This window comes from Aquibacillus koreensis, from assembly GCF_025154055.1.
In the GTDB taxonomy this organism is placed as follows: Bacteria; Bacillota; Bacilli; order Bacillales; family Amphibacillaceae; genus Aquibacillus_C; species Aquibacillus_C koreensis.
Genome location: NZ_JAOALK010000009.1, coordinates 19640 through 33200, shown reverse-complemented (window position 1 = coordinate 33200; position 13561 = coordinate 19640). Strand labels below are relative to the sequence as shown.

The window sequence follows — 13561 nt, the reverse complement described above, 5'->3', positions numbered from 1 at the left end:
GTTTAATATACCCATTTAAATTTTGGGATCGATTCAATTTTTTATGATTTCATCTACTTCTTGAATGATATTATTGATGCTATTTTCTTTCCAAAAAAATGATTTATCATAAGAATTTTTTTGACGTTCTGAAGAAGTTATAAGCGATACAAATTCATCTACACTGTCTACTAAACAAACTCTCTCTTTATTAAGTAAATCCTGCATATGGTGATACCCATATAATTTCCATATAAATGTTTCTAACTCATACCCTAAACCTTCAAATACAGCGGTAGAGTATACGCCAACCTGCTTATCAGCTTTAGCAAAATAGTAATGCATATCGTGTTCATTATTATCTATAACTTCTACTTTAGAATCTATTAACCATGGATAATCCTTTTTCCAACTGGCGTATTCAGCTGGATGAAGCTTATATATAACTTTATAACTATCTTTAATTCTGTTAGAAACCTCAACTGCAGCTTTGCTTAATTGTTTGCCTATTGTATGTTGAGAAATGAAAAGAATAACTTCTCTATCATTTTTTGTTATTTTACTTTTAGATTCTTTTACTTTTTGTTCAAAATATGGCCAACCTACAACTTTAACGTTTGACTCATTTATAGGGAAACGTGTGTTTTCTTTCCAAAATTGACCGAACACGAAAACATAATCTGGAAAGGTTGATAAGTCCATCTTCTTGGAAAAATTATATGCTAAATGGTGTTGACCCATAGTTCCATGCTGTAATTCTATGGTAGGAATATTTTTATTTTTAGCAATATCATTAATAATAAATCTAGTTAATCCGTATGATACTACTTCAATAATTACTTTGGGATTAATTTTTCTTATCATCTTTTCATAATGAGAGTACATGTATTTATATGTTGCAATTAAATTAATAATCTTGTTTCCTAAATCATCTAGTTTAAAGTCCACTTCAAATTCACTGTTTATTTTTTTAATTAATTCCTCTACTTTTACCCTATCATCAGCTGTAATATATTTCTTTCTAAACAACCTACTTTTGATTTTTGTAATTAAATTTATATAATCTGTATAAATAATATTCTTATTTTCAATAGGCTTTCTATGTTCACCCAATATTGGTTCTTCTACCACAACATTAGGTATCTCAAGGTCATTAATAATCATATCTGTATAAAGACATGTATAATATGCACCATCTTTAACTCTTCTATGATGGTTAAAAATTAAAACATCTTTTTTCCTAAATGACACATGTGGATATTTGAAGATTATATCTGGTATTTGCTTTAATTGTAAAAATATTTTTTTAGATAGAGAAATGTTTCGTATATCCTCAAAATAAGAATGACTTTTTAATATTTCCATGTAAACCATAAAACGAATGGGGTGCCATACAGAGATACCACCTATTACTAAATCAAACAATTGATGCTCTTGTTCAAATTCTATGAATCTTTCGATTTTATAATGTTCGTTCATTATATCCCCCAAATTAGTCTCGTGCTAAGAACACAGTTTGGTTAAACTACTTACAACTAAACTTTTCAACTATTTTAAAAGTAATTTACTAAATTCTAAATTTTGAAGAATTATTAAAATATTATCATCTTCATAAGTGGATATATTAGTTCCTATACTGATTTTCCAAGATCACAATCGTTAACTTCTATCCATAACTCGAAAGTTCTTATAATTCTCGTCAGAGTAAACAATAGACATAAATTTTTTATGAATATCATTATAATCGGTAGAATAATAATATTTAATACTTTCTTTAGCAATATTTTCATATGATAGTAAATCACGTATGTTATGAGCTTTATCCTTGAATTGATTTAGGATATTATCGTTATTTATTATTAGTTGTAATTTATCCTGAATCTCTCTTATTGATCCATCATATAAAAATAAGCCAGTGTCATCTATCAAGTGACAAGTGCTTCCATAATACCTTAATATCATTGGTAAACCTACAGCTACACAATCTTCTAGTAGCGTTGTGTGTTGGGTGTTCCAAATTCCGACATCACTGTATTTCAAAACAGTTAAGGTATCCTCTCTATTTAACCACCCTAAAAATATTATTCTGTCATCATTTTTTATTAACTCTTGTACCCTTTTATCTTTAATGAGGCCGAAAATTATTAGCCTTACATTTCTATCCTTTAGTCTCAAAAAAGCTTCGATAATTCTATCATTTTGTTTTTCAGGAGTAATCTTCCCACCATGTGTTATTAGCAGACAATTTCTATCAATATTATATTTTTCAAGAAATTCTTTTTTAGAAATACTGGCCTTAACATTATCTACATCAGCTCCAATTGGTAAGAGTCTAATTTTTTCTCTGTTAATACCTAATTCTTCTTCTAAAAATACACATCTTGCTGGAGTTACCCCAAAATACAAATCAATGTACTTATCATATTTAGCTATAATATTTTTCCATAATAAATTATAATAGAAGACCTTCCACAGTTTATTTCGTGCTGCTATATTTAAATCTGAATGATTATCTACTGCTAAAAAAACATTTGGATTATTTTTTTTGTAAATACTAGCAGTTCTAAGTGATGGAGAATTTACTCCATGATGGTATATATAATCAGGCTTCTCTGCTTCTAAATATTCATATAATTTTTTAAAAACAACAAATCTATCTTTAAATTCGTTAAAAATATTTATTCTTTTTACTTTAAACCCATTTTCAATAAATTCACCCTCTTTTTTAACTCGAGGATCATTATTAAAACCATTGGATCTTGTGGAAGTAATTAAAACAACATCATGACCTAACTTTTTTTGATAATATGGAAAAATGTTCTCTTGGTAACCCATCTTCTCGTTGAAATATTGCTGAATGTGTACAATCTTCAAAAATTAGCCCTCCCTCCAATAATTTATTCCTTACTTTTTTTAAGTGCTATGGTGTGTACAAAGAAAACACTTGCACAAATTCCCATTGTATATGCAAATGAACTTAAAAGATCTCCCCTTAATATAAAAAATAATAAACCTAATAAAAACAGATAAAAAACTGATAATGAACTATTTTTTTCCAACTTTAGCCAATACATTTTATCTAACTTTGCAGTTACAAAAGCTAGTATTAATGTAAAAATCAAAATGCCCAAATATCCAAAGTTCACGTAACCTTCACCGAAGTAATTCATAGATATATTATCAAAAGAAAGACCAACATTATGGGAAACTAAATAGCCACTACCTATTGATTTTTCAGGCCATATTGCCCGAGGTACAAAGAAAAAGATTGCTGTTAATAGCTGCTGACCATAGGTTATAATATTGGAATCAATAGCTCTCATAAACATTTGAAATGAATCAAAGTGACCTTGTAAAAACATATGAAAGTCAAGGGAAAATTTAAAATCACTAAAATTGTTATATTTTCTTGCCTGGTCTAAAAATGGAAAAACAATCAGAAAGCCAAATATTAAGATTTTATTAAGCAACATATATTTTTTGTTTAATTGCTTAAAATATAGAATTAACAAAGGGATGTACATAGCTGCAATATAAAACCTTGCCTTTGAAGTAGGAAAATTGGATATTAATACTATTGCTAACAATGAAAATTCTAACAGTCTATTATTAAGTTCGTATTTTTTAAAGAAAACCAAACAAATTACAGGTATAGGTAGTAAAAAGTTTGCAAAAATTAAAGAAATCGTTTGGTTAACAGCAACTCTCCCAGTATCTCCAGCCCTAAACAACAAATTTGTTAAATTAAAGTTATAAAAGTATAGAGTTATTACTAAAGAAATTAATGACAAAATAAGGAGCCTGTTTCCTATTAGTTTCCTTTTCTCGTTGAGTATCTTTACTACCGTAGTTTCAAACTTACTTGCCTGTAACTTCCTAAATAAATGATACAACCCCTGATAAATGAAAAGGATACATAAGATTACAACATTTAAATAATAATAATCTTCATCGCTAAAACTAGGACCTGACCATAAAACGACACCATATTGATATTGAAGAGCTGGTGCAATTGCAAAAAAGAAAAATGAAAAAAGCATAAACATTTTATTTAAACTAAAGTTATATCTATCGCCATTAAACATGAAGAATAAACTAACCAGCCCAATTAATAAGTTAGTAAATAAAACTTTAAAGTCCGAGTTAATACCATCAACTGTATAAATAATTAAAAAACATAAAAACACTAAAGAATAAAAAGCATAGTTAATTAGGGTATTGCTCCTTATCACCATATAAATCCTTTTCCTTTTAAGATTTTTGAAAATAATTAGTTTGTAAATATTAGTTAGAAAACTATTAATTATACCTTTATTCTTCGTTTAAAATCAGAGAAAAAAATAACTTTAGTACTAATAATAATCAAAGAATAATATTTAATAGTTCACTCCATGAACTTGTATCTGGATTCATTTTCAACTGAATTGAATCCCATTCAACCCTTTTATCAATGTACTCTTCAAGTATCCTTGCTAGATCTTCTGAACTATTAGGGTCAAAAAACCTTACCTTATCATATGTTCCTAGAGTTTCTTTAGCATATTCTGTATTGGCTAAGATAATGGGTTTTCCGAAATTCTTATATTCAGTTATCGGTAACCCCCATGATTCCAGTTTAGAAGGAAAAATTAAGCAATCTGATTTTGCATAGTAATTATAAACATTTTCCCTTTTCAACAGTCCCACAAATTTAACATTTTCAACCTCTTTGTATTTGTTTATAAGATATTTAGAATAAGAATTTTCTGTCCCATCCAATGTTAAAACAATTTTATAGTTAGAAATACCTTTTTTATTTAGTATTTGTGCAGCCTCACAGATAACTTCAAAATTTTTAAATACTCTAGGAACGGAGGGATAAAAGAATAAGTTACTATTAACTTCATTATTGTAATTTATTGGCCTTCCATTATCCTTAATAGAACTTGTATCTGGATGTGCTACAATAATGTTTTCAATATTAAATGCCTGCATAAACCTTTTTTTTATCCAATCCTGTTGAACAATGACATAATCATTTTTTCTTATATTTATCTTATAAAGATATTTATAAAACAAATTAAATAACTTCAACCTTGGAGCAAACCTAGTCTCTGTTTTTGTCATTTTATAAAAAGGGGATGCATTGTGGCAATACACATATCGCTTTTTAGCTTTTACATTTGGTGTTATATCATGTAATGATAACCAAACATCAATATTTTTATGCCTTGAATAGAGATAAAAATATATATATTCATACCAAATTCTATAGAGATAATTTTCCCTTGATTTTGGTAATTCAATAAGTGTGATCTTATCAGTGTACTCTTTAAAAAGCTCTTTTTTGTGTACAAAAGCAATAATATTATTTTTTTCATTTAATCTATTTTCAATAATGCTATTTAAGCAGTCTTTATAAACTGATAAAGGGCCACCCTCAAATAAGTTTATTCCTGATATAACTATTGTTTTCAATATATATCACACCTCCCTAAGTCTACCACCGTTTACACTTAATATTTTATATATAGGTGTTTTTTTATAGACACTAAAAACTTTAATTTATAACACCCTCTTGCCTGGTGGATAAACAGCTAATTAGAAAGGTGTATAGAAAAATTTTTTTATTATTTGGTACTCTATTATTAATAAACAGCTTATCTCAAATAATTATTTTCTTCTTCATTGATAATTGTTTTTAACCAGTGGCTTAGACTATATTTTTCATAGATTTCGCTATTTATAGGTTCATAACTATTTTCTAAGAATTCAATTATTTCGTCTGGATTTTGATTTTCTAAAACAAATATGTTGTTTGAATTATAAAAATCATATTTTTTTATATTACCATTAGAAGTAATCATCTTTCTTTTAGCTCCAAAAGTTTCTATAGTTCGCATAGTTAATCCACTTTGTTTATTATGTTGCATATCAAAAACCACATTAGACTTTCTAAGTACTGCTAAATTTTCTTTTTCAGATAAGGGCTTAAACTTAAATTCACTTTTCTTAGCATTTTTAAATTCTTTCACAAACACCTTGTTATATAAAAACTGAAGTTTATTTAAGAACATATATGAAAATACATTAATGCCTTTTGCCTCTAAGATAGGGAATAAATTATGCATTGTTTTGTATCTATTAGGATGAGCTGTACAAACACTTACGATATCAAATTCATACTCTTTTACGTCCTCTTGGCCAAGTTTTTCAAAATCTTTACTATAAAACAAGGGTAAAAAACTCAAACCCTCTATTTCATTACAGTCATCTGAGTCAAACGAATAAGCTTTATCAAAAATCGAAATCAGTTCTTTACTACTAGGGTAAAGTGTTAAAGAATCCCACATATATAAAACAAACCTTGCTGACTTTTGAGTCTTCCTCAATTGTTTTAGCATTTCTGGAGTAAACACTTTACAATTTACTATGAATACTAAGTCGTAGGTTCTCCCGCTTGTTTCAGACATAATCTTATTGAAATACTTTTTAATAAGAGAATCCATTAAGTTTTTTTTCACCTTAATAGCACCCTTAACAAATGAACTTTCACTTGGCCTGTCGTTATAATAATCTACTGAATATCCTTGAGACTCATACTCCTCAATAATCTTTTTATGGTAATTAAATATGGGGGTCCCGATATACAATACCTTTTTTCTATTCATGTAATCATTCCTTCCCCATAACTAGAATACCCGTTTCTTTCATCTCATTTAACGAACGTTCAAAAAGATCGTCTGTTGTTTCTATACTTTTTTCTTCATATTGTTTTTTTACCCATGCTGTAAATTCTTCCATGCCTTTCTCAAATGTGTAAATAGGTTCAAATCCTAATAAGTTTGTTGCTTTTTTTATGTCTGCAATATTGTGCCTGATATCACCTTTCCTAAAATCTCCGGAAATTTCTATTTTTGAATTGGATCCATATAATTTTTTCAAAGTTTCTGCTACTTGTTTGACCGAAATATTTACTCCACTACCTAAATTAATATACTGATAATTAGTTGAAGTGTTTTCAAGCGCGCTACAAGTTGCTTTCGCAACATCTTTTACATGAATAAAGTCTCTACTTTCTTTTCCATCTTCAAAAATATTCAAATCTTTATCTTTAAGTAGTAATTTAGAGAATATTGAAAGTATACCAGTGTATGGATTATTTAAAGATTGACCTGCGCCATAAACATTCTGATATCTAAATACTGTATATGGTATGTTCATAGTCGGACACATTACCTCAAGCATTTTTTCTTGCGCAAGCTTTGTATATGCATAGTAAGAGATAGGTGTTAAAAGACTTTCTTCTGTAGTTTCCCTTAATTCAACTACCCCACCACATGTAGGACACTTGGTTTCAAAATCACCCTTTTTCATATCGTCTACTTCTCTTGAATTTGGAACTACTATACCATGCTTTTCACATGAATACATACCCTCTCCATATACAGAACGAGATGACGAAAGTATTATTTTCTTTATCGGTAATTTATTTTTCATAATAGCTTCTAATAAATTTGATGTACCTTTTATATTTACATCGGTATACCGATTAATTTCATACATAGATTGTCCCGTTCCTGTCTCTGCAGCAAGGTGAATTATATAATCTACACCTTCCAAAGCTGAACTTAAATCATCATAATTACAAATATCACCTTTTATTACCTTGCACTTATCCTTTATTCTTTGATACAAGTATGATTTCTTATAATCTTCTCCATGAATTTGTTCAGAAAAATTATCCAACACAATTACTTCATACCTATTTCTTAATTGTTCAACAACCGCATTTCCTATAAACCCTGCTCCACCTGTTACAAGTACTTTTTCCATATCTATAGCTTCCTTCCTCGAGTGTTATTTTATATTCAAATACTGGTCTACCTCAATTTTTATACCTTCTTCAAATGTCATTGGATTATAACCGAAATCCGTAATAGCATCCTTATGAGGGAAACTTCTATCTTCACCCATTCTTTGAACTCTTTCAATATAGTCAACTTTACCTAAAGTACATAACTTCAACGTCCTAGCGATTAACACACCAATCCCTAAAGGGAAACTTACAAAAATTGTTTTTTTTCCGAGGTTATCACTTATCAACCTAAATGCATTTATCATTGAGATAGGTTTCTTTCCTGATAAAACATATTCATGTTTAGATTGTTCTTTTTTCATACCCAAAACCTGAAAGTATGCCTTTCCTAGGTCCCTTGCATTTACTGGTTGGATTAGGCAACTTCCATGATTTATTACTGGAAATAACCTTAAGGTATCTACCATTTTTATAAACTTACTCATGTTTAAGTCACACAAATCTCCATATATCATTGTAGGCCTTAAAATGGTTATCTTAATATTTACTTGTTCCTGATTTATTAACTTGTCCAATTCATGTTCGATTTTTTTATATTCATCTGAAGCAGATTTAAACTTAGAATAAATTCCAGTGGTGTGAACAAATATACCTCTTTCCACATTAGCCTTTACGGCTGCTCTAATAACATTTGGGGTTTGCAAAATTCCTGATATGTGCATAACAGTATCAACACCCCTCATAGCTTTCTGAACAAACTCCTCGTCTTCCAAATCTCCAACTACTTTTTCAAAGTTTAATCCGCTATTATCTAATAATGTAGTATCTGATGTCTTTCTAACAATACAGCGTATTTGACCTTCGTATTTATTAGTTATGAGTTCTCTCAAAAAGTACTTTCCTGTGTGTCCTGTAATCCCTGTAATTAATAGCATTTCTCCACTCCTATTTAATTAACTGTTTTCTCACTTTTTTTATTTGCAGCAAGTTCCTTTTTCACCATTGTATTCGATCCAGTCCCACCTTCAACAACACCGTCGCTTTTAACAACACTTACGATTGTCCCAAAGAAGCATTTTACATCCATCCAAAGACTAATTCTCTTAATGTACTCTCCATCCAACTTTGCCTTTATTTCAATAGGAAGTTCATCTCGACCATTTATTTGAGCCCACCCAGTCAGCCCTGGTGGCACATTATTGGCACCATATTTATCTCGTTCAGTGATTAGATCATACTGGTTCCAAAGCGCTGGTCTCGGACCAATGATACTCATCTGACCAACAAAGATATTCCAGATTTGTGGAAGTTCATCTAGTGAAGTTTTCCTCAGGAACTTACCCATTTTAGTAATGTATTGATCCGGGTTATCTAACAAATGAGTAGGAGTGTCCTTAGGCGTATCTATTCTCATTGTACGAAACTTCAATATATTGAAATGTGTCTTATTGATTCCAATACGCTTTTGTTTAAACAGAACAGGACCTCTAGAATCAAGCTTAATAGCAATAATGAGGATTAAGAAAATAGGTGATAAAACAATAAGTCCAATAAAGGAAAGAAGAATATCTATTAGTCTTTTGACTTTCATATACATGCCTGTAACACTCCTTGAAAAGTTATTTAGTAAGTTAGGACTTAATTGGAACCTTTAAAACTAGTACTCCAACCAACTTCTAAACCACTAAATTGTTATCTATATCCGATAGCCACCTCGTAATATCTATTCAATCTACCAAGCAAATACGAAATAGATATTCTTGCATTTATCACTCTTAACCGAGTTTCTTCCTATTATATATACCATTCAATCAATCTATAAATCTCACTAAAAATGCCTCAAACCCTTATCCCGCAAGGTTTCTAGCGTTCAATCTAAGTACGATACTCAGTTCCGTTATACCATCCAATACATTATATCAATACTATTAAAATGGGCTCTGATGCTAAACCATCCTTCCTATACTCTCCCATCCAGTAGCTAACTACAATATCGGTACACTATCACCATCATCTTCATCATGTTCTTGATCATTTTCCCTAGGATGAAGACTACACTCCACTTCACCTTCATTATAAGAAAGAATCGCTTCACCTGGGTGCATGTTTCCCTCTACTTGTATAACGTACTGTGAGAACAATGCATTTGAATGATCCAAACCTTCTACTAACAAATGTGTTTCATACATTCTTTCCACTTCTTCACTATTAGCCAAACAAGCATCTCTTTCTGAATTAGCAATTACATTACCAACCGCCGGAACAGCAATCGCAACAATAATACCTAATATCACAATCACAGCTAACAATTCAACTAGAGTAAATCCACTGTGATTCTCTAAAACTCTTCTTCTATTATCAGTCACACCCATAGCTCCTTAAAAGAATATAAGCCACTCTACCTACCAATAATCTATGAAGTTAAGCTTCTTTACAAGATCTAACTCTTATACATATAAGAGTTAATAAAAAATTACAGGGCATCTAACCCCACCTCACGCCATTCCACTGACAACAACAGTGTCTAAGGTGAACCTACTAGTTCACCCACAGAACAGCCGAGTGCCTCCATTGATAGTGGTAAGGAGACATCACCAAAAATGAAATCGTAAGACTTCAAAACTAACTTCATATTTATCCCTTAAAGAAGTCGCGAGACTTCAGCAACACTTTCTAAATCACTTTCTAACATCTAAGTCAATACCACGCAAAAAATCCGCAAGAATTTGAATCGATCAGCTCCAACAAAAAGCCTATCACCTAAATCATAAACCAATTCCCTGATTAAGACCCCTTAGCCGCAACCAAATCCCTCTCAGCATAAACAATCCCCATCAAAGCATCCTTCAACTCAACCTTAGAATATCCATTAAAAGCATCAATCAATTCTATGAGTCGTCCAGAATCAACCTCAACCGTCCTACCAACATAAATCTTCTCATAAACTTCCCCAGGCATTACTTCATCTTCACCTAGAAGTTCTTCATACATCTTCTCCCCAGGACGAATCCCAGAAAACTTAATCGGAATCTCCGTTTCGGTGTAACCAGACAACTTAATCAGGTTCCTAGCCAAGTCCACAATCTTCACCGGCTCACCCATATCTAAGACGAAAATCTCTCCCCCCTTAGCAAGCGTACCAGCCTGAATCACAAGCCGTGAGGCTTCCGGAATCGTCATAAAGTAACGCGTCATATCTGGATGTGTAACCGTAATCGGCCCACCATTTTCAATCTGCTTCTTAAACAACGGAATAACACTACCACGACTACCTAGTACATTACCAAAACGCACTGCTACAAACCTAGTCTTACTACGTTGTGCTAAATCCTGAACGACCATTTCAGCAACACGCTTCGTTGCACCCATCACATTCGTTGGATTCACCGCTTTATCCGTAGACACAAGCACGAAAGTACTTATCCCAAATGCATCCGCAGCCTCCGCAACATTCTTCGTACCAATTACATTGTTTTTGACCGCTTCATGCGGATTATATTCCATTAACGGCACATGCTTATGCGCTGCTGCATGATAGATAATCGTAGGATTATGTTCTTCCACAATTCCAAACATACGCTTACGATCTTGCACATCTCCAATAACTGGAACGATCTCAATATCCGTTTCACCATATTGATTACGAAGTTCCATATCAATCGTGTAGATACTAAATTCTCCATGACCAACTAACACAATCTTATCTGGCGTAAACTTCATCAACTGACGGCAAATCTCAGATCCAATCGAACCACCAGCGCCTGTTACCATGACTGTGTTTCCTGTTACATATTCAGAAATCGTGTTAATATCCAACTCTACTGGCGTACGACCAAGCACATCTTCTACTTCAACATTTTTCAACGCACTCACAGATACTTTACCAGACATGATATCCTCAATCTTCGGAATCATTTGTACCTTTGCATCAGTTTTATTACAATTCGACACAACCTTTTTCATCTCTCCATTATGTAAGGAAGGAATGGCTATTACGATGTGTTCAATGTTCATGTTTTTTGCAACCATTGGAATATCTTCTACTCTACCAACAACAGGTATATTGTACATTTGCATTTTTTGCTTCGACAGATCATCGTCCACAAACGCAACTGGGCATAAATCTGTGTTTTTTTGTTCATTTTTCAATTGACGTGCAATCATCGCACCAGCAGCACCAGCACCTACGATCAATGTTCTTTTTTGCTGCACATCATTTGCTATAAATCGGTCTCGGTAAATCCTCCACATGAATCGAGAACCACCAATAAAGATGATGTGTAGCATCCACGTCACAAGCAATGCTCTTCGATAAATCGAGAAGTCATTGAAAAGAAATTGCACAATGCCTGCTGAAACGATTGAAAATGTTATTGCTTTTACAATCGCTACTAACTCCCCGACACTTGCATAGGACCAAACTTTATTGTAGAGCCTGTACACAAACGCATATAAATGATGAAAAAGTAAAAGTGCAATAGCAGTAACTACAATAACTTCCACCTGAATGGTAGCAGGTGTGGTTGGATACGAAATCCAAAGCGCGATAAAGATTGCTGATGTAACAATCAAGGAGTCTAGTGATATAAGTAATGTGAGCCTTGTCCGATAACTCATGTTCATACACCCTTCTTTGGTAAGATTCTATCTACACAATGAAGTAATATCATCCACCGGGTTCATTTTAATAGTATTAAAAACAGGTTTAGCTTTTCACTTCTTGTAGTAATAATTCTCTAAGCATCTTTTCTACATCTGCACCAATCTCTTTATCTTTTAAAGCAAACTGTACAGTAGTCTTAATAAACCCTAGCTTCTCCCCAACATCATAACGAGCACCTTCAAAGTCATAAGCAAACACACGCTGGATTTGGTTTAACTTTTGAATCGCATCCGTTAGTTGAATCTCGCCACCTGCACCAATTTCTTGACGCTCTAGGAAACGGAAAATCTCAGGTGTAAATACGTAACGACCCATAATCGCTAAGTTAGAAGGAGCAGTCCCTTGCGCCGGTTTTTCCACAAAGTTATTGACACCATAACGTCTTCCCTCAGCCGTATCCGGATCAACTACACCATAACGGTGTGTTTCACTATCAGGTACTGTCTGTACACCAATAACTGAAGACTGTGTTTCTTCATATTGATTAATTAATTGCTTTAAGCATGGTACATCACTTTGGACAATATCATCACCAAGTAACACCGCAAACGGCTCGTCCCCAATAAAGTTACGCGCACACCATACCGCATGCCCTAAACCTTTTGGCTCTTTTTGTCTAATATAGTGAATATCTGCTAAATTAGAAGAATGCTCTACTTTTGTAAGTAAATCGATCTTCCCTTTGTCTGCTAAATTACGCTCTAATTCCGGTGCATTATCAAAATGATCCTCAATCGCACGCTTCCCTTTACCAGTAACAATAATAATATCCTCAATACCAGAAGCTACTGCTTCCTCGACTATGTACTGAATCGTTGGTTTATCTACAATCGGCAACATTTCCTTTGGCATCGCTTTTGTCGCAGGCAAAAATCTCGTGCCAAGCCCAGCTGCTGGGATAATTGCTTTTTTTACTTTCTTCATATCTGATAACCTCCAAAAATCTAGTTCTAATTTTACCCATTAAAAAAGCTATTCTAAGCAAGCTTAGAATAGCCAAAATATAACCGTGTCGTTTGTTATATTATGGCAGCCAGGCGATCCTAGTTATCCAACCTTAGACCCTTTGCTTTGCGTCCTTCCCTTTCAGAAAGTTTGCTTTTTTCTTATAACATTATGTT

Annotated in this window: 11 protein-coding genes and 1 riboswitch; all 11 genes read right to left on the bottom strand. The window is 32.3% G+C overall.

Features of this window, described 5'->3' with window-relative positions:
* Nucleotides 1-33: 33 nt before the first annotated feature.
* Nucleotides 34-1458, bottom strand: a complete 1425-nt coding sequence (locus NYQ66_RS02430; RefSeq protein WP_259866482.1) for a hypothetical protein — start codon at nt 1456-1458, stop codon at nt 34-36.
* Nucleotides 1459-1638: 180 nt separating this feature from the next.
* Entirely contained in the window at nt 1639-2853 is a 1215-nt protein-coding gene (locus NYQ66_RS02425; protein ID WP_259866480.1) for a glycosyltransferase family 4 protein, read from the bottom strand.
* A 23-nt stretch (nt 2854-2876) separates the two neighbouring features.
* The gene (locus tag NYQ66_RS02420) at nt 2877-4211 is read right to left on the bottom strand and encodes an O-antigen polymerase (RefSeq protein WP_259866478.1); all 1335 of its coding nucleotides are present in this window, start codon (nt 4209-4211) and stop codon (nt 2877-2879) included.
* 130 nt (nt 4212-4341) lie between these two features.
* Nucleotides 4342-5436 (bottom strand): glycosyltransferase, encoded by a 1095-nt coding sequence (locus NYQ66_RS02415; RefSeq protein WP_259866477.1) that lies wholly within the window; start codon nt 5434-5436, stop codon nt 4342-4344.
* Between the two features lie 182 nt (nt 5437-5618).
* On the bottom strand, nt 5619-6629 hold the full coding sequence (locus NYQ66_RS02410) for a hypothetical protein (RefSeq protein WP_259866475.1): 1011 nt from the start codon (nt 6627-6629) through the stop codon (nt 5619-5621).
* A gap of 4 nt (nt 6630-6633) precedes the next feature.
* Entirely contained in the window at nt 6634-7794 is a 1161-nt protein-coding gene (locus NYQ66_RS02405) for an NAD-dependent epimerase/dehydratase family protein (RefSeq protein ID WP_259866473.1), read from the bottom strand.
* A gap of 24 nt (nt 7795-7818) precedes the next feature.
* Nucleotides 7819-8712, bottom strand: a complete 894-nt coding sequence (locus tag NYQ66_RS02400) for an SDR family oxidoreductase (protein ID WP_259866471.1) — start codon at nt 8710-8712, stop codon at nt 7819-7821.
* A gap of 14 nt (nt 8713-8726) precedes the next feature.
* The gene (locus NYQ66_RS02395) at nt 8727-9374 is read right to left on the bottom strand and encodes a sugar transferase (RefSeq protein WP_259866470.1); all 648 of its coding nucleotides are present in this window, start codon (nt 9372-9374) and stop codon (nt 8727-8729) included.
* Between the two features lie 388 nt (nt 9375-9762).
* Entirely contained in the window at nt 9763-10143 is a 381-nt protein-coding gene (locus NYQ66_RS02390; RefSeq protein ID WP_259866468.1) for a type II secretion system protein, read from the bottom strand.
* A gap of 418 nt (nt 10144-10561) precedes the next feature.
* Nucleotides 10562-12394: a polysaccharide biosynthesis protein gene (locus tag NYQ66_RS02385; RefSeq protein WP_259866466.1), complete on the bottom strand. Its 1833-nt coding sequence runs from the start codon at nt 12392-12394 to the stop codon at nt 10562-10564.
* Between the two features lie 88 nt (nt 12395-12482).
* The gene (gene galU / locus NYQ66_RS02380) at nt 12483-13364 is read right to left on the bottom strand and encodes a UTP--glucose-1-phosphate uridylyltransferase GalU (protein ID WP_259866463.1); all 882 of its coding nucleotides are present in this window, start codon (nt 13362-13364) and stop codon (nt 12483-12485) included.
* Nucleotides 13365-13465: 101 nt separating this feature from the next.
* Nucleotides 13466-13550, bottom strand: a riboswitch (cyclic di-GMP riboswitch).
* Nucleotides 13551-13561 lie beyond the last annotated feature (11 nt).